This is a genomic window from Streptomyces sp. NPDC056224 (assembly GCF_042267665.1).
Lineage (GTDB): Bacteria > Actinomycetota > Actinomycetes > Streptomycetales > Streptomycetaceae > Streptomyces.
The window spans coordinates 179,786-196,961 of record NZ_JBHJTK010000006.1 but is presented as its reverse complement, the minus strand read 5'-3'; the positions used below and the strand labels follow the sequence as shown (position 1 = coordinate 196,961).

13 protein-coding genes are annotated in these 17,176 nt (G+C 72.0%); 4 read left to right on the top strand and 9 right to left on the bottom strand.

The window, feature by feature from the left end:
* Positions 1-76: 76 nt before the first annotated feature.
* Complete coding sequence (locus tag ACFCZ1_RS11440; protein ID WP_376678153.1) at positions 77-4,030, bottom strand: hypothetical protein; 3,954 nt, start codon at positions 4,028-4,030, stop codon at positions 77-79.
* 58 nt (positions 4,031-4,088) lie between these two features.
* Here ACFCZ1_RS11440 and ACFCZ1_RS11435 point away from each other — a divergent pair, with 58 nt between their 5' ends.
* Positions 4,089-4,244, top strand: a complete 156-nt coding sequence (locus tag ACFCZ1_RS11435) for a hypothetical protein (protein WP_376678152.1) — start codon at positions 4,089-4,091, stop codon at positions 4,242-4,244.
* A 361-nt stretch (positions 4,245-4,605) separates the two neighbouring features.
* Here ACFCZ1_RS11435 and ACFCZ1_RS11430 read toward each other — a convergent pair whose 3' ends face one another.
* Together ACFCZ1_RS11430 and ACFCZ1_RS11425 are read right to left on the bottom strand one after the other, a co-directional pair.
* Positions 4,606-4,884: a hypothetical protein gene (locus tag ACFCZ1_RS11430; RefSeq protein ID WP_376678151.1), complete on the bottom strand. Its 279-nt coding sequence runs from the start codon at positions 4,882-4,884 to the stop codon at positions 4,606-4,608.
* 145 nt (positions 4,885-5,029) lie between these two features.
* Complete coding sequence (locus ACFCZ1_RS11425) at positions 5,030-6,601, bottom strand: APC family permease (protein ID WP_376678150.1); 1,572 nt, start codon at positions 6,599-6,601, stop codon at positions 5,030-5,032.
* A gap of 287 nt (positions 6,602-6,888) precedes the next feature.
* Here ACFCZ1_RS11425 and ACFCZ1_RS11420 point away from each other — a divergent pair, with 287 nt between their 5' ends.
* The gene (locus ACFCZ1_RS11420; RefSeq protein ID WP_376678149.1) at positions 6,889-7,515 is read left to right on the top strand and encodes a hypothetical protein; all 627 of its coding nucleotides are present in this window, start codon (positions 6,889-6,891) and stop codon (positions 7,513-7,515) included.
* Between the two features lie 61 nt (positions 7,516-7,576).
* Here the strand turns inward: ACFCZ1_RS11420 and ACFCZ1_RS11415 are convergent, their stop codons facing one another.
* The 5 genes from ACFCZ1_RS11415 to ACFCZ1_RS11395 all read right to left on the bottom strand — a co-directional run bounded on the left by ACFCZ1_RS11415 (position 7,577) and on the right by ACFCZ1_RS11395 (position 14,255).
* Positions 7,577-9,058, bottom strand: coding sequence for an aldehyde dehydrogenase family protein (locus tag ACFCZ1_RS11415; protein WP_376678148.1), 1,482 nt, complete (start codon positions 9,056-9,058; stop codon positions 7,577-7,579).
* Entirely contained in the window at positions 9,055-10,794 is a 1,740-nt protein-coding gene (locus ACFCZ1_RS11410) for an amidohydrolase family protein (protein ID WP_376678147.1), read from the bottom strand. Before ACFCZ1_RS11410 ends, ACFCZ1_RS11415 begins: the two co-directional genes overlap by 4 nt.
* 474 nt (positions 10,795-11,268) lie before the next feature.
* On the bottom strand, positions 11,269-12,390 hold the full coding sequence (locus ACFCZ1_RS11405; protein ID WP_376678146.1) for an LLM class flavin-dependent oxidoreductase: 1,122 nt from the start codon (positions 12,388-12,390) through the stop codon (positions 11,269-11,271).
* 120 nt (positions 12,391-12,510) lie between these two features.
* Positions 12,511-13,296 carry an SDR family NAD(P)-dependent oxidoreductase gene (locus ACFCZ1_RS11400; protein ID WP_376678145.1) on the bottom strand — a complete coding sequence of 262 codons (786 nt, stop codon included), beginning with the start codon at positions 13,294-13,296 and terminating at the stop codon, positions 12,511-12,513.
* A gap of 2 nt (positions 13,297-13,298) precedes the next feature.
* Positions 13,299-14,255: an LLM class F420-dependent oxidoreductase gene (locus ACFCZ1_RS11395; RefSeq protein WP_376678144.1), complete on the bottom strand. Its 957-nt coding sequence runs from the start codon at positions 14,253-14,255 to the stop codon at positions 13,299-13,301.
* Positions 14,256-14,457: 202 nt separating this feature from the next.
* Between ACFCZ1_RS11395 and ACFCZ1_RS11390 the strand changes: the two genes are divergently transcribed.
* Both ACFCZ1_RS11390 and ACFCZ1_RS11385 read left to right on the top strand, forming a co-directional pair.
* Complete coding sequence (locus tag ACFCZ1_RS11390; RefSeq protein WP_376678143.1) at positions 14,458-15,372, top strand: hypothetical protein; 915 nt, start codon at positions 14,458-14,460, stop codon at positions 15,370-15,372.
* Positions 15,373-15,382: 10 nt separating this feature from the next.
* Positions 15,383-16,075, top strand: a complete 693-nt coding sequence (locus ACFCZ1_RS11385; protein WP_376678142.1) for a hypothetical protein — start codon at positions 15,383-15,385, stop codon at positions 16,073-16,075.
* On the opposite strand, the gene ACFCZ1_RS11380 is transcribed toward ACFCZ1_RS11385, so the two are convergent.
* The gene (locus ACFCZ1_RS11380) at positions 16,047-16,901 is read right to left on the bottom strand and encodes a L,D-transpeptidase family protein (RefSeq protein ID WP_376678141.1); all 855 of its coding nucleotides are present in this window, start codon (positions 16,899-16,901) and stop codon (positions 16,047-16,049) included. The genes ACFCZ1_RS11385 and ACFCZ1_RS11380 overlap by 29 nt on opposite strands.
* Between the last annotated feature and the right edge of the window lie 275 nt (positions 16,902-17,176).

Sequence of the window (17,176 nt, the reverse complement as noted above, 5' to 3'; positions counted from 1 at the left end):
CCGCCCGCCGGGTAATTGCCGGGGGGCCGGGCGTATCTCACGATCGGCCGGGCCCCCGTCGTATCCCTGCCCGTCGTCAGGAGGTGAAGTAGCCGTTCAGATCGGCGATCACATCGACGGACCCCGCGTTGTTGAAGAACGTCACCCGGCCGTCCACCACCGGCACGACCACCAGGTTGGAGACGGTCTGCCCCGCCCGGTAGTTGAGGTTGGAGACGCCGGGACGCGCGGCCCCGTGCGGGTAGACGATGAGGTGGCTGTCCTGGGTCGGGTTGGTGACGGTGACGTTGAGGACCACCGCCGTCACCCCGGTCAGGGGCACGCCCTCGACCCCGGCGACCTGCAGGCTGACGATCCCGCCCTGGCCCACGGCACCGGCACGGGCGCCGGTCCCGTCACGGGTGTCGAGCAGCCGCACCGGCGGGCCCGCCGAGAACGTCGACCCGTTCGCCGAGTAGTAGCCCGTCACGTCGGCGATCAGGTCCACCGAGCCCGAGTTGTTGCGCAGGTCCACCTTGCCGTTGACGACCGGGACGGTCACCAGGTTCGGCACGATCTGCCCGGCCGTGAAGTTGAGGTTCGACACCCCGGGAGCCGCCTGCCCGTTCGGATAGACGGTCACGTGCCCGGCCTCGGTCGGGTTCACGGCGGTCACGTTCATCACCACCGCGGTCACCCCGCTCGCCGGAACGCCCTTCACACCGGCCACCGCGAGGGTGACCACACCGCCCGGACCGACCCGCGCCTTCGTGGCGCCGACACCGTCACGCGTGTCCAGGAACCGGGCCGGAGTGATCGGCGTCAGAGCGGAACCGGTGTCCGCCTTGTCGGTGTAATAGCCGGTGACATCGGCGATCAGGTCCACCGAACCGGCGTTGTTGCGCAGGTCCACCTTCCCGTTGACGACCGGGACGGTCACCAGGTTCGGCACGATCTGCCCGGCCGAGAAGTTCAGGTTCGACACCGAGGGCTTCGGCTGCCCGTTCGGGTACACCATCACGTGCCCGGCCTCGGTCGGGTACACGGCGGTCACGTTCATCACGACCGCGGTCACCCCGCTCGCCGGAACACCCTTCACACCGGCCACCGAGAGGGTCACCACACCGCCCGGACCGACCCGCGCCTTCGTGGCACCGACGCCCTCACGCGTGTCCAGGAACCGCGAGGGCGTGATCGGCACGAACCGGCTCTTCGCCGCGGTGGCCGCCGCCGTGACCGTGTACGCCTTGGGGAGCCTGTGCCCGACGACGGGACTCACGTCGTACTGGCCCGGCGCCAGGCCGGTCGTGTCCACCAGGACCTTGAGCGAGGTCCCGTCGGGGCTCACGGAGAGCGACCTCATGAACGGACCCGTGCCGTAGGGGGTATCACCGGGCGTGAGCATCAGCTCCATGCCGAGGGTCAGGCCCGTCCCGTGGATGACGGCCTGGTTCCACGTCCCGGCCGGGCCGCTCGCGGGGCTGATCCCGGACACCCACGGGGTCGGCTGCTGGCCGGTGCACCCCGTGACGCAGGAGCCCCGCATCGTGTACTCGACGGGCACGACCGTCTTGCCGGCGCTCAGCATCAGGACGGCCTGGCCCGCCTCGGCGTCGCCGGCGGCGGAGCAACGGCTGCCGAAGCCGCCGTCGCACTGGTAGCCGGATTCGGAGCCGGAGCCCTCCCACTTGCGGCCGCTCAGCAGGCTCAGTTCAGGAGTCGCGTAGCTGCCGGTGTCATTGGAGATGCTCTGCCCGCTGACGGCGAAGCTCTGCGAAGGCTTCATGTCGACCACCGCGCAGTACGCGGTGGAGGACTCGGTGAGCACGCCGCTGCGCGACGGGAAGCCCTCGACCGAGATCCGGTTCGCGGTGCACTCCTGCGCCCAGCCCGCGGACGTGCCGACCTTCCAGGTGTCCACATCGGTGTGGATCGGCTTGCCCTGGAAGCCCGTGGTGTGCACGAGCACGACGTACGACGTGGAGCCGGTGACCCGGCAGGACACGGTGTACTGCCGGCACATGTGCTTGCCGTTGGCGTCGACCACCTGCAGCGTCGCCGAGGGGTCGTCCTTCCCCCCGGCCGTCCGGGCGCTCAGCCAGAACTTGTCCGTGGCGGCGCCGCTCACCCGCAGGCAGCGGGCGTCGAGGGCCGAGGTCAGGTCGAAGGGCGTGAACTGGCCGCCGACCTTCGTCGAAGCCGACGCGGGACAGTTCGCCGTCCCCGAGACGTCACGCCGGGCGAGCTTGTGGGTGTCCGCGGCCTGCCCGACCAGCACGGCGGTGTACGGGGCGCCGGGCGTGAGGGAGCACGTGAGGACCGAGCCGCCGGCGCACGCGACGTTGCCCGCGGCGTCGGCCACGTAGAAGGTCGCCCACTCCCGGTTCAGGGGCGCGGAATAGTGCAGCATCTCGGCGGCGGAGTGCTTGTCGGCCGGCAGGCTCAGGCAGGACTGCAGCCTGTCCGCGGTCAGCGGCACCTCCACTCCCACCGATCCGTCGAAACCGGTCTGCGGCCAGGCGGCGCACCCCGCGGCCTCGCCGGTCCGGTGGATCGCCAGCCCGTACGCCTGGGACGGCGCCCCGGTCAGGACGGCCCGGAACGGAGCGGTACCGGTCAACTTGCAGACCGGGTGGTACCCGGAGTACTCGCACTGCTTGGCGCCGGACGCGTCGTACACCACGGCATCGACGCTCTTGCCGGCGGCGGGCGTCCGGTTGAGCAGGTACACGCCCTTCCCGGTGGCGGTCGGCAGCGTCAGGCACAGCTTCTGCCCGGGTCCGCCGAAGGTGCCGGTCACCGGGCCGGCCACGAGGCCGTTGTCGTGGGTCGCGGTGCAGCCCCGGGTCTCCTTGGCGGAGTGGAAGGCCATGCCGTACGCGCTGGTGCCGGGGGTCTTGGGATCGACCGCCCAGGTGTGGTCGCCTGCCGTCAGCTCGCAGCCGCCGTACGCGCAGTCGCGCGCGGTCGCCGCGCCGTCGGCCGTGAACAGCGTCCCGGAGGGAGCCGTACCGGAGGCGACCGGGCCGAAGGCGTGCCAGGCGGCCTGGGAAGCCCGCAGCGTGCGGCAGCGAACCGTGGAGCTCAGGTCCGGGGAGACCTCGAACGCCAGCGGCTCCACCACCGCGCAGCCCTCCGGCCTGGAGAGCCGCGCCAGGGTGAGGTCGTAGGCCTGGCTCGCGCCGTCGGGTCGCACCGCCATCACCCGGAACGGCGCGGTCCCGGTGAGCTTGCAGTCGAGCGGAACGCTCTCGGTGTCCGGCCACACGTGCGTGGTGACGCAGAGCTGCTTGCCGGTGGCGTCGTAGACGCTCTGCAGCATGTCCTTCGAGGACGTGTAGCCGCGGAGCACGTCGTTGGCGGCCAGGTCCAGCGCGTAGCAGTCACCCGCCGAGCCGCCCGGCAGCGAGCCCTGGAAGACCGTGGGGGCGCCGAGCCTGCGGTCGGCGGGGGCGACCGCCTTGCAGGTGGTGGAGGAGAGCAGCGGCAGGTAGGAGACCCAGATCTGGGTCTGCGAGCCGGTGCCGTTCTCGGCCTTCACCGTGTAGGTGCCCGCCTGAGCGGCGGGGCAGCGGACCGCTCCGAACGCGTAGTCGCCGGCACCCAGCACGTGCTCGCACGTCACCGCGGTGCCACCGGGCGATATCAGCTTGGGCCGGATGATCCCGGGCGATGAGACGAGCTGGAGCACGACCACGTCCGGTCGCGACAGCGTGATCTGGAAGGACCCCGTCGTGTTCGCCTCCACCGAGCAGTTGACCACCGTGCTCGGCTGGAGCGCCGCCGGGCAGGCACCTGCCGTACCGCTCTGCTGGAGCGAACGCACGGCGGCCTCGTGGGCGGCCGTCGGGTCCGCCGTCGGCGCGGCCCCGGGCTGCGGCCCGGCGGCGGCGGTGGCACCCGCGTCGGGGCCGGGCTGCGGTGAAGCGGTGGCCGCGGGCGGCTGCGCCGCGGCAACGGCACCGGTCTGGCCGGTGAACGATGCCAGCACGCCGAGCAGCAGGGCTCCGGAAGCAAGTGCGGCCCTGCCCCGCCCCGGTCTCTTGCGCACTCGTCCGCCCAATGGCAGCAATCTCATGAACCCCCCAGGTTCAAGCAGGCCCGGCCCTGTGACCACCACAGGATGTACGGGCAGGCGGAGCTTATCCGCCCACTACACGGGGCTGGCAGGGGGAGGCACGTCCACGCACTGGGACGAGTGGGGGGTCACCGTCGAGGATCCCGACGGCTACCGGCTCGTGCTCTGCTCGCGCACCGGGGGCTGACGGGCGGCCGCTCCACTGCCGCCCGGCCGCCCGGCCGCCCGGCCGCCCGGAACCGCGACTGGGCCGCCTCCTCGTGCGGCGCCGGGCTCACGCTCAGGTCCCCCGCGAAGGGCCGGTCCAGCGCCGCCGTCGGCGGCAGGCTGAAGCCGGTCGGCCCGGCCACCCGCGGCGACGGGGGCCGGGGCCCACCCGGCGGTAGCCGGGGGAGTACGGGACGGCGGCGCGCCCGTGCGGGCGGGGCGCCGCCGCGCGGCGTGGGACCCGGCGCTCACCCTCCGGGTCGCCGGCCGGTCGTTCCCGGCGACCGCCCGGCGGCGCCCCGCGGGAGCCCGCTGGTCCAGGTCACCCGCACCGGCTGGGGTCAGCCGACCTTCGGGGTTTTGGGGAGCCCGGACAGGGCCGTGCCGGTGCCCGCGAGGGAGGTCTCCGTGGCGCCCGCGGCGGAACCGGCCGCCGCGGCGGTCACGCCCACCGCCGTCTTCGCGTCCTGGACGGTCTGGGCCGGGTGGTCGACGATCTCGCCGACGCGCTGGGTGATCGGGGGTGCCTGGACGGCGGGCTCGTCGGCGTGGGCGGCGGCGGGGGTGAGTGCGAGGGCGGCGCCGCCGGTGAGGACCAGGGCGGAAAGGGTGCGCTTCATGGCATTCATGCCCCGCCCAACGACTCCGCCGCACCTCGGGTCACCGCTCCCCCGCGTGGGAGCGGGACGGCGGCGGCGCGGCGGGGACGACTCGGCGGGTGGGGCGGGGATGAGTGGGGCGGGGGCGAGTGGGGTCGGTCCCGGGTCAGTCCTCGACCACCAGGGCCGGGGTGGACTTCGTCAGGACCTCGCCGCGGAAGAAGGCCGGGCTGCGGCGTTCGGTGACGAACATGATGGCCAGGCCCAGGGCCAGCAGGCCGACGCCTATGACGAAGACGTTGCCGACGCCCAGGCCGGGGATGGTGGAGCCGGAGCCGTAGGCCGGGTCCCAGGCGTCGTACAGGGTCTTGAAGAAGACCGCGGCCAGCAGCAGACCGCCCAGGAACGGGAAGACGCCCTTGAAGAACAGGTCGCGGGCGGAGCGGCGCAGATCGCCGCGGAAGTACCAGGCGCAGGCGAAGGCCGTCAGCGAGTAGTAGAAGCAGATCATCAGGCCGAGCGCGAAGATCGTGTCGGTCAGGACGTTCTCGCTGACCAGGGTCATCACCGTGTAGAAGGCTCCGGTGGCCAGGCCCGCCACGACCGTGGCGCGGCCCGGGGTTTTGAAGCGCTCGTGGACCTTGGCGTACGAGGCCGGCAGTGCCTCGTACGTGGACATGGCGAGGACCGTACGGGCCACCGGGATGAAGGTGGTCTGCAGGGAGGCGGCGGCCGAGGCGAGGACGGCGACGAAGAGCAGGATGCCGAGCACCGGGCCCATGACGGGACCGGCGAGGGCGGCGAAGACGTTGCCGGAGGTCTCCTCGTTGGCGAGGCCGAGGCCCTCGCCGCCGGCGCCCACGGCCATCTGGGCGGCGATGCCGGTGGCCAGGTAGGAGCCGACCAGGACGACCATCGCGATGAGGGAGGCCCGGCCCGGGGTCTTGGTGGAGCCGGTGGTCTCCTCGTTGGTCGCCAGGCACGCGTCCCAGCCCCAGTACATGAAGATCGAGAGCGAGAGTCCGGCGGTGAAGGCCGCCATGGACTCGACCGCGAAGGGGTTCATCCAGGACCAGGAGAAGTCCAGGCCGGTGTCGAAGGTGCCGGCCGAGGCCTTCTGGAAGGCCATCGCGACGAATACGGCGAGCACGAGGAGCTGGAGGCCGACGAGCGCGTACTGGACGCCCTTGGTGGCCGTCATGCCCCGGTAGCTGATGGCGGTCGCGACGGCGATCAGGGTGAGGCAGGTGGCGATGTGGACGAGCTTGTCGTCGTCCAGGGCCGCGATCGACGGATCGCTCGTGATCTCGCCGGCCAGCAGCCAGAAGTAGGAGGTGGCCACACCGGCCAGGTTGGAGAGCACGATGATCGTGGCGATCACCAGCCCCCAGCCGCACATCCAGCCGATCCGCGGGCCGAAGGCCTTGACGGTCCAGGTGAAGGAGGTGCCGCAGTCCGGCACGGCCTTGTTGAGCTCGCGGTACGCGAAGGCGACCAGCAGCATCGGGAGGAAGCCGGCCAGGAACACCGCCGGCATCTGGACGCCGACCTCGCCGGCCGTGGAGCCGAGGGTGGAGGTCAGGCAGTAGACGGGGGCGACGGTGGAGACGCCGATGACGGCGCTTCCCACCAGTCCGACGGACCCCTTGCCGAGGCCCTTGCCGCGGACGTCGCCCTCGCCCTCGGCGACGCCGCCAACCGTGTCTGCGACCTGAGGCCGAACGTCCAGCTGAGTCATGGGTCAGGACGTTAGACGCTACGTTTTCCATATCTGGAGGACATAAGTCCGCACCAGGAAGCCGCCGGGCGCCTTGGAATCCTGAGATCGAGGGCGCCCGCGAGCTCGCATTACAAGGTTCACCCCAGGATCCAGCCTCGGTTCGACAGTCGCCGAACACGGGGTTCCGTTATGCGGAAACCGAAGCCTTGTCCGTTTTGCACTCCTTTCAATTTTCCCGTGTGACCGCCGCCACTCCCCGCCCGGCGGCTTGCCGTGCTCATGATCATCGCCCTAGAGTCCCAGCCGTGCGCATCAAGTCACTGGTCACCACAGTCACGGCCGTCACGGCTCTCCTCACCCTCACCGCCTGCGGAGGTGACGGGAGCGAGAACCCGGCTCTCGGCGGCATCAGCGGAGGCAACGAGGGCGTCCCGCAGAAGAACGGCGGGGTCGACGGTTCGGCCCCCAAGAGCGGCACCGGCTTCAAGGGACTGCCCAAGGCGGGCTCCATGGCCGGCGCCGCCCGCCTGATCAACGGATTCACCAAGTGCGACCAGGTCAGCCCCGAGAAGAACTCGAGCGAGGCCCCGGACGCCAAGTACGGAGCGACCTTCTCGGTCACCGAGCGCGGCTACTGCGGACGGCGCAACGCCACCTCGATCTTCATGATCAAGGACGCCAAGGCCTTCCAGACCGCCTACAAGGCCGAGGTCGACAAGGGCGAAGAGGGCAAGAACGTCAACAGCGGGCCCATCATCGGCCAGGACTTCGCCACCGGATCCGAGAGCGAGGAAGCCATGAGCGCCCTGCTCTCCCCGCAGAGCGGGCTGCTCATGCTGAACTGCCACGCGGGGTTCAACCCGCCGAGCGGCTACCGCAAGGAACCCGCCCTGGTGAAGGGCTGCGTCCTCACCGACTACTACAAGGACTGAGAGAAGGACTGAGAGGTGGGGCGGGGGAAAAATCCTCCCCGCCCCCTTCAGCCCTCAGCCCTCAGCCCGGCCAGACGATCGACTGCACCTCGCTGTACGCGTGCAGGGCGTACGAGCCCACGTCCCGGCCCACGCCCGACCGCTTGAAGCCGCCGAACGGCGCCTCCATGTTGCGGCCGATGGTGTTCACGCCGACCCCGCCCGCCCGCAGCCGCCGCGCCACGCGGAACGCGCGTGCCGGATCCCCGGACCACACGTAGCTGATCAGGCCGAAGTCGCTGTCGTTGGCCAGCTCGACGGCCTCGTCCTCGCCCCCGTCGAAGGGCACGACCACGACGACCGGGCCGAAGATCTCCTCCCGGACCACACGCATGTCGTTCGTGCAGTCCACCAGCAGCGTCGGCGCCACGTAGAAACCGCGGCCGTCCCCGACGACCGGGCGCTCGCCGCCGTACGCGATCCGCGCCCCCTCCTTGCGGCCCAGCTCGACGTACGACTCCACGCGGTCCCGGTGCGCCGCCGAGATCACCGGGCCCACCACCGTGCCCCGCGCCCTCGGGTCGCCCACCTTCATGAAGGCCAGGTAGCCGGTCAGCTTCTCGACCAACTGCCCGTAGACCGAGCGGTGCACGATCACCCGCGTCGGAGCCGTGCAGATCTGTCCGGAGTAGAAGGAGAAGGTCGTCCCGATCCCCATCACGGCCGCGTCCAGGTCGGCGTCCTCCAGGACGACGGCCGCGCCCTTCCCGCCCAGCTCCATCAGCTGCCGCTTCATCGTCCGGCCGCAGACCTCCGCGATGCGCTGGCCGACGCCGGTGGAGCCGGTGAAGGACACCATGTCCACGTACGGGGAGTCCACGGCGGCCTCGCCGATCTCCACCGCCTGCCCGCCCACGACGTTGACCACGCCCGCCGGGACCCCCGCCTCCGCGAGCGCCCCGGCCATCTTGAACACCGACAGCGGGTCCTGCGGGGCCGGCTTGACCACCACCGTGTTGCCCATGGCCAGGGCCGGGGCGACCTTCCCCGCCGGGTTGGCCCACGGGTTGTTGTACGAGGTGATGCAGGTGACCACACCGACCGGCTGACGTACCTCCAAGGCCCCGAGGACGCTCGCCTTCCCCATCGGCCCGGCCTCGGTGACCTGCGGCGGAAGACCCCGCTCCACCGGTTCCAGAGCGCCCTTCGCGTAGCGCCGGAAGCGCGCCACCCCGACGCCGACCTGCATCCCGCGCGCGATGCCCGTGGGCGCGCCCGTCTCCGCCCGGGCCAAGGCGGCCCACGGCTCGAACTCCCGCTGGATGATGTCCGCGGCCCGGTCGAGGATCGCCGCCCGCTCCTGCGGACTCGTACGGGACCACGGGCCGAAGGCCTCGGCCGCGGCCCGCGCCGCCTCCTCGACCTGGGCGCGCGAGGCCTCGGGCGCGAGCCCGGCCACCGACTCGTCCGCCGGGTCGACCACCTCGTAGTGGCCGCCGTCGGGTTCCACCCACTCGCCGCCGATGAAGAGCCTCTGCGCTCCGGTGCTCTGCGCTCCGGTCACCGCGTGCTCACCGTCCTCGTGTCCCGGCCCGACCGGAGCACGATGCCCGGAACCGCGCCCGTCACCTCGTCGTCGCGGATGGTCTCCACGCCGTTGACCCGTACCGAGACGATCCCGATGGCCCGCGCGTCCAGCCGCGGGCTGTCCCCGGGCAGGTCGTGGACCAGCGTCGCCGGACCGGCCTCGATGCGCTCCGGGTCGAACAGCACCAGGTCCGCGTGGTAGCCCTCGGCTATGCGGCCGCGCTCGCGCAGCCCGAACAGCCGGGCCGGGTCGTCGGTGAGCATCCGTACCGCCTGCTCCAGCGGCACCAGCCTGCGGCCGCGCAGGCAGTCGCCGAGGAAGCGGGTCGTGTAGGGGGCCCCGCACATCCGGTCCAGGTGCGCGCCCGCGTCGGAGCCGCCGAGCATGACGTCCTCGTGCTGCCAGGTCTCGGCGCGCAGCGCCCAGCTGGCGGGGTCGTTGTCGGTCGGCATCGGCCACAGGACCGTACGGAGGTCGTCGTTGGCGCAGATCTCCACCAGGCAGTGGAAGGGGTCCTGGCCGCGCTCGGCCGCGATGTCGCCCACGACCCGGCCGGAGAGGCCCTCGTTCTCCTTGCTGTACGTGTCGCCGACGACGTAGCGGCCGAAGTTGGCGAGGCGGCGGAAGACGCCGGCCTCCTTGCTGTCGGCGCGGCGCAGCATCTGCGCCCGTACGTCCGCCTCGCGCAGCTTCGCGATCCGCTCGGGGACGGGCAGGGCGAGGATCTCGCCCCAGCCGGGGATGAGGTTGAGAGCGCAGAAGGTGCCGAGCGACATGTTCATGGGGGTGAGGATCGGCATCGTCAGCGCGACGATGCGGCCGCCGGCCTTGCGGGCGCGTTCGCTCGGGATCAGCTGGCGCGGTACGCGCTCGGGGACGGAGGCGTCGATGGTGAGGACGTTCCAGTTCAGGGGGCGTCCGGCGGCGGCGCTCATCTCGACGAAGAGGTCGATCTCCTCGTCGGAGAACTGGTCGAGGCAGCCCGCGACGATCGCCTCCAGCTGGGTGCCCTCGTGTGCGGCGACGGCCTCGGAGAGGGCCAGGAGTTCGTCGCGCCCGGCGTACCGGGAGGCGACGGGGGCGCCGGCGCCGTCGGAGTGCGTGGAGGACTGGGTGGTGGACAGGCCCCAGGCGCCGGCGTTCATGGCGTCGTGGAAGAGGTCGACCATCTGCCGGAGCTGCCCGGGCGTGGGCTGCCCGCCCACGGCGGCCTCGCCCATGACGTGGCGGCGCAGGGCGCAGTGGCCGACCATGAAGCCGGCGTTGACGGCGATCCGGCCCTCCAGGGCGTCGAGGTACTCGCCGAAGGTGGACCAGGTCCAGTCGACGCCCTCCTCCAGGGCCTTGAGGGCCATGCCCTCGACCTTGCTCATCATGCGGCGGGTGTAGTCGGCGTCTTCCGGGCGGGCCGGGTTGAGGGGGGCCAGGGTGAAGCCGCAGTTCCCGCCGGCGACGGTGGTGACGCCGTGGTTCATGGAGGGGGTGGCGTACGGGTCCCAGAACAGCTGGGCGTCGTAGTGCGTGTGGGGGTCGATGAAGCCGGGGGTGAGGACGAGGCCGGTGGCGTCCTCACTGGTGCGGGCCTCTTCGGTGACGGTGCCGGGCGCGGCGATGACGGCGATCCGGCCGTCGCGCAGGCCGATGTCCGCGACGCGGGCGGGGGCGCCGGTGCCGTCCACGACGGTGGCGCCCCTGATCAGGTGGTCGAGCATGACGTCCCTTCTCCGTTGCGTTGCGCTACGCGGTGGCAGGTGCGCCGCCGCTGCCGGGGCTGCGCCCCGGACCCCGCGGGGGTTCGAGGCGCGGGGGTTCGGGGGCTCCGCCCCGCAGCGCCCCCGCGCCCCGCAGGGCGGAGCCCCCGCGCCCCGGCCGGTGGCCGCCCGGCCGGGGCGGGTGCGGGACGGCGGTCCGGGAAGACGCCGCCCCCGTACTGGGGCCCCGGGGCCGGGCCCGGGCTCCGCGGGCCCCGCCCCCCTGCCGGAGCCACGTGCCGGTGCCGTGGCCGGAGGGGTGTGCCGGGTCGCGGCGTTCCCCCGGCTGACGCCGGGAGGTGCCCAAGCGCGGTGCACCGCAAGGCGGAGGGCCGCGGCCCGCGCGGGACGTGCCGACGCGGTCCGACAGCGCGGCGAGGTGCGGTGCCGGGGGCCGCGACCCGGTGGATCCTGCCGGTCACGGCGCGACAGGGCCTAAACGGCCTGGCGGAAGCGCGTGGTGCGGTGGACCGGGTCCGTGTCGATCGCCGGGATCACGTGCTCGCCGATGAGCTTGATCGTGGTCATCGTGTCCTCGTACGACACCCCGGTCGGCAGGCCGAAGGACAGCTGGTCCGCGCCCGCCCGCTCCCACCGCTTGCACTGCTGGAGGACCTCCGACGGGTCGCCGCAGATCAGCAGCTCCTCGGCGATCAGCAGCTCGATGATCTCCGCGTTGTACTCCGGCAGCAGCTCCGGCCACTGCGGGATGGCCTCCGGCCGCGGGAAGGTGTCGTGGTAGCGGAAGACCAGCGACTGGAAGCGGTTCATGTGGGCGTTGACGGCGATCTCGACGGCCTTGTCGTGGGTCTCGGCGCAGATCGCGGTCGAGGTGACCATGACGTTGTCGTTGACGAAGGCGCCGATGGCCTTCGCCTCCTGGATCGCCGTCTTGTACTGCTCCAGCACCCACTCCATGTCCGAGACCTTCTGGACGCTGAAGCCGAGGACCCCGAGGCCCTTCTTCGCCGCCATCGCGTACGAGGACGGGGACCCGGCGGCGTACCACATGGCCGGGTGCGCCTTGCCGTACGGCTTGGGGAAGATCTTCCGCGGCGGCAGCGACCAGTGCTTGCCCTGGAACCCCTCGTACTCCTCCTGGAGGAACATCTTGGGGAACTCCGCGATGGTCTCCTCCCAGATCTCCTTCGTGCCGTTCATGTCCTCGATGCCGGGCAGGAACCCGAGGATCTCGTGGCTGCCCGCGCCGCGGCCGGTGCCGAACTCGAAGCGGCCCTTGGAGAGGTGGTCGAGCATGGCGACCTTCTCGGCCACCTTCACCGGGTGGTTCACCGGGGCGAGCGGGTTGAAGATGCCGGAGCCGAGGTGGATCCGCTCGGTGGCGTGCGCCAGGTACCCGAGGAAGACCTCGTTCGCCGAGAGGTGCGAATACTCCTCCAGGAAGTGGTGCTCGGAGGCCCAGGCGTACTTGAAGCCCGACTTGTCTGCCTGGATGACGTACTCGGTCTCCTCGATCAGCGCCTTGTGCTCTGCCTCGGGGTCGACCTTGGACCGTGACTCGGCCACGTATCCCTGCACGAAGAGCCCGAATTCCAAGGGGGTTCACCGTCCTTTGATTTCTGACGTTGCGTCAGATTCGATGCCTCGACTGTTCCATCGGCGGGGGCCGAGCGTCAATAGCTGACGCTCCATCAGATATGACCGAGCTGAGGGTGTCTAGAGGATGCTGACGCCGGCCATCCAGCCGCCGTCGATCACGAACGGCTGGCCGGTGATGTACGAGGAGTCCTCGCCGGTCAGGAAGAGGGCGAGCTTCGCGATCTCCTCCGGCCGCCCCACCCGCCCCATCGGCACGACCCGCTTGTACAGCTCCGCCATCGCGTCCCTGGCCTCGTCGGTCATGTTCGCCGGGTCCAGCAGGCCGGGGTTGGCCATCGGGGTGTCCACGGCGCCCGGACACATCGCGTTGACCCGGATCCCCTTGCCCGCCAGCTCCAGCGCGGCCACCCGGGTCAGGCCGAGGATGGCCGCCTTGGTCGCGGCGTACGTGCCGACGTAGGCCATGCCCGTGAGACCCGTGTACGAGGAGGTGTTGACGATCGTGCCGCCACCGGCCGCCTCGATCTCGGGGGCGACCGACTTGATGCCGAGGAAGGCGCCCACCTGGTTGACCTGGACCACCTGCTGGAACTCCTCCAGCGGGGTCGCGGTCAGCTCGTTGAAGCGCAGGATGCCCGCGTTGTTGACCAGGCCGTCGACCGGGCCGAACGCCTCCTTGGCGGCGGCGATCGCACCGGCCCAGTCCTCCTCGCGGCTCACGTCGAGGCGTACGTACCGGGCCCGGTCCTCGCCGATCTCCTTGGCCACGGCCGCGCCCTGCTCGTCCAGCACGTCGCCGAGCAGCACCTTGGCCCCCTCGGCGGCGAAGAGACGGGCCTCCTGCTCGCCCTGCCCGCGTGCGGCGCCGGTGATGATCACGACGCGCCCGTCCAGCTTGCCCATGGTCACGACTCCCAGTCGTTGAGGAGCGGGGCCACCTCGGCCCCGAAAGCGGTGATCTGGTCCACGAGTTCGGCGCGGTCGCGATTGCGGAACCGGACCTGGATCTGGTCGACGCCGAGCGCCTTGTACTCCCGGAGGGACTCGGCGAGCGCCTCCGCCTTCCCGGTGAGGGTGCGGCGGCCGGTGTCCCAGCCGGGCTCGCCGACGTACAGCGGCTCGGTGATCGCGCCGAACTCGATGGGCCCGGCGATCCCGGCCGCCTCCCGGAGTTCCCTGATGCGGGCGATCTGGGCCGGGAGCCTGTCGCGCGGATCGCCCTGCGGGAGCCAGCCGTCGCCGCGGACGGCGGCCCGCCGCACGGCTGCGGGCGAGGAGCCGCCCACCCAGACGGGGATCCGCTCCTGGGCGGGCCGCGGCAGCTGGCCGAGGTCCTTGAAGGCGAACAGCTCGCCCTCGAACCGCGGGTACTCCTCGGGCCCCAGCGCCGCCCGCAGCGCGTCGAGGGTCTCGTCGAGGACGGCTCCGCGGCGGGCGAAGTCCACGCCGAGGATCTCGAACTCCTCCTGCACGTGCCCGGCGCCGACACCGAGGATCAGCCGCCCGCCGGACAGGTGATCGAGGGTGGCGTACTGCTTGGCGCTGATCAGCGGGTGGCGCAGGCCGAGGATCGCGACGTGGCTGAGCAGGCGCACGTGCTCGGTGATGCCCGCGAGGAAGGACAACGTGGCCACCGGGTCGTACCAGACGGTGCTCATGGGTCCGGCGAGGCGGCGCGGGATGGCGACGTGGTCGCAGGTGGCGACGTACCCGAAGCCCGCCCGGTCGGCCGCCCGCGCCACCTCGGCGAGATCGGCGGCGGTGGCCGACGCCTCCCAGGGCTCGGCGTAGATGGTGCTCTGCGACTGGACCGGGAGCTGCATCCCGTAGACCAGCCGACCTTCCGGAAACACGCGCGCCATGGCGGACCCGCCTCGCCTTCGACTAGTCGTCTGCTCCGTCGGCTTCGGCTGCCGCGTCCGCCGGTTTCGTCATATCGGTGCCGGGCCATCGTCGTAGCTGACGGTCCGTCAGGCAAGGGGGTCGACCGGTCCGGCCCTGCCGGCGGCGGTGTCAGTGCCGGTGCCGGCGCCGGTGTCAGTGCCGTCCGCTTCAATGCCCGTCATGAACGAACAGGAAGAACTCCTCTCGGCCGTCCACCACCTGACCTGGCCGGGAACGGGCGATCTGGTGTGCGACGAGGCGGGACACCCGGCGGGACACGTGTGCCTGCCGCTCTCGGACGAGAACGACCTCGACTCGATCCAGGAGGCGCTCAGCGGGCGGTACGGACAGCCGCGCGACCTCGCCACGGGCGGGTACGCCGATCCGACCGCGAGCGTGCGGACCGGCCTGCCGCTGCTGGCCCCGTTCGGCGCGCGGATCGTGGAGATGCGCGCGTGGGCGCACGCGGGCCGGTGGATCGGCTGCGGCGCCGCCCGTTTCGACGACGGCGTACGGCTCGTGGCGCTGGTCGCTGAGCGGAAGGTCCCGGCGGCGGACCCGGCGGAGGTGACGTCCTGGGTGGACGGAGTCGTCGCCGTCACGGGATGGGACACGACCCGCGCCCGCACGGTCGACTGGGAGGCGGTCGAAGCCCGGATCGGGAGCGCACTGCCCGGCGACTACAAGCGGCTCGCCGAGCTGTTCGGGCACGGCGCCTTCGACGGCTACCTCCAGCTCCGCGTGCCCGGAGCCGAGTTCGAGAGTGACGACATCGTCCTGCACACCGCGCGGCTGGGCGAGTGGGCCAGGGCGCACGACAGCGGCCTGTGGGAGCCGTACGAGGTGTACCCGGTCCCCGGCGGGCTGCTGGAGTGGGCGAGCTCCGAACAGGCCGACCAGTTCTTCTGGCTCACCGAGGGCCCGGACCCCGACCGGTGGCCCATCCTCGTGAAGGAGGACGTCCCGGACTCGTGGCGGCGGTTCGACGGGACGACCGCCGAGTTCGTCCACCGTCTGCTCACCGACCGGCAGCACCCCTTCTCGACGGCCCGGTACTTCGACACCCACTGGTTCGAGAGCTACGAGACCGCTTAGGGTGCGGCGGATGGATCTCATACTCACGCTGGTCAGCGGGATCGCCTGGACCGTCGTGTACGTGGAGGCGATCCGCGTCGGGCTGCGCGACCGGACGTACGCGATGCCCCTCGCCGCGCTAGCGCTGAACTTCGCCTGGGAGTCGGTCTACGCCGTCCGCGACTTCGCGACCGGGGTCTCCCCCCAGGGTGTGGTGAACGTGGTGTGGGCGGCCGCCGACATCATGATCATCTCCACCTACCTGCGGTTCGGTCGGGCCGAGCTGCCGCGGTTCGTGACCCGGCCGCTCTTCGCCGCCTGGTCGGTGCTGGTGTTCGCCGCCGGGTTCGCCGTGCAGGGGCTGTTCCTCGCCCACTTCGGCGCGCACGACGCCTCCCGCTACTCGGCGTTCCTGCAGAACCTGCTGATGTCGGGCCTGTTCATCGGCCTCTACGCCGCCCGGCAGGGGCCGCGCGGGCAGTCCCCGACCATCGCCGTCGCCAAGTGGCTGGGCACGCTGGCCCCGACCCTGCTGTTCGGCGTGCTGGAGGACTCGCCCTTCATCCTCGGGCTCGGTCTCATGTGCGGCGTCTTCGACCTGGTCTACATCGGGCTGCTGCTCCGGGACCGCCGCCGCCCGGCCTGGGCAGGAGCAGGGGCAGGGGCAGGGGCCGCGGCTCCGGCCGCCGATCCGGTCAGAAGCCTTCCGGACCCATCACGATGACCGGCTTCGCCGCCGGATCGAGGGTCTCCAGCACCTTCTTCATCGCCTCCTTCGGGATGCCGACGCAGCCCTGGGAGGGACCGTCGTGGTCCACGTGGAGCCAGATGTTGCCGCCCCTCTCCTCGCCCTGCGGCTTGACCGGATCCAGCGGCGAGCGGCCCGGCCGGCGGTTGAAGTCGATGGCGACGACGTAGTCGAAGGACCCCGCCAGCGACTCGCCGTTCACCCCGCGCCCCGAGGCGACGAAGGCACGGTCCTTGTCGTACGGCAGCCGGGTGCCGGGCGGCGGCGCCAGCAGGCCGCCCGCGTCGGTCAGCGCGAACACGCCCTGCGGTGAGGTCAGGTCGCCGTACGTGCGCTCAGCGGCCGTGGACCAGCCCTTCGCGCCGTTGCGGGCCGGCCAGCTCTCGGCGCGCGCCCAGTCGGAGCCGGCTGCGGGGCGCGTGTAGAGCGTGGCGGTGGCCTCCGAGGAGTCCGGGGCCTGGCCGGTGACCAGGATGAGCTGACGGGACTCGGCCGGGATCTGCGCCCGCGTCTGCTCACTGATGCCGGACAGGCCCTGGAGGGGGTCCCGGACGGCGTCGCCGCGGGCGTCGCGGTGGGCGTCGCGCGCCGCGCGGTCCGCCGCCGGCGGCCGGTGGTCCGCCCGCGCCGGCGGCGCGCTGCCCGCGGCCTTCTGGTCGAGGGCGTACACCCAGCCCGCCGCGAAGGTCACCAGGCCGAGGGTGGCGGCGAGGGCCACCCGGCGGGACGTGCCCGACGTCTTACGGGGTCGGGCGGGCGTGCGGGTACGGGAGCGGGAGCGGGCTCGGCGGTGCTTGCTCATTGAACCGACCGTACAGCAGCCGGTCGTCGGCGCGGCTGAACGCTGCCCTGCCGTCGTCGGTCTGCCGTCGGGAAGGGGACCCGTACCGTCGGGCCGCCGTCCGGAGCCGGTGCGTACCGCGGTCAGGCCTGGTGCCGAGGGCTGTCGGCGTGCACGGAAGGCGCCGATTCGCCGGACGTCAAGGAGCGCTCCCGCTCCCCGCCGGGGTGGGGAGCGCCATCGGCCTGGGCCACCACGGTTCGCGCCCGGGCCGCAGGCCCCGCCCGGGTGACCCC

Bases quoted from the DNA above. Each gene is read 5' to 3' on its own strand.
- ACFCZ1_RS11430 (WP_376678151.1), bottom strand. From the start codon at position 4,884: ATGAAGCGCACCCTTTCCGCCCTGGTCCTCACCGGCGGCGCCGCCCTC.
- ACFCZ1_RS11425 (WP_376678150.1), bottom strand. From the start codon at position 6,601: ATGACTCAGCTGGACGTTCGGCCTCAGGTCGCAGACACGGTTGGCGGC.
- ACFCZ1_RS11410 (WP_376678147.1), bottom strand. From the start codon at position 10,794: ATGCTCGACCACCTGATCAGGGGCGCCACCGTCGTGGACGGCACCGGC.
- ACFCZ1_RS11400 (WP_376678145.1), bottom strand. From the start codon at position 13,296: ATGGGCAAGCTGGACGGGCGCGTCGTGATCATCACCGGCGCCGCACGC.
- ACFCZ1_RS11395 (WP_376678144.1), bottom strand. From the start codon at position 14,255: ATGGCGCGCGTGTTTCCGGAAGGTCGGCTGGTCTACGGGATGCAGCTC.
- ACFCZ1_RS11390 (WP_376678143.1), top strand. From the start codon at position 14,458: ATGAACGAACAGGAAGAACTCCTCTCGGCCGTCCACCACCTGACCTGG.
- ACFCZ1_RS11385 (WP_376678142.1), top strand. From the start codon at position 15,383: ATGGATCTCATACTCACGCTGGTCAGCGGGATCGCCTGGACCGTCGTG.
- ACFCZ1_RS11380 (WP_376678141.1), bottom strand. From the start codon at position 16,901: ATGAGCAAGCACCGCCGAGCCCGCTCCCGCTCCCGTACCCGCACGCCC.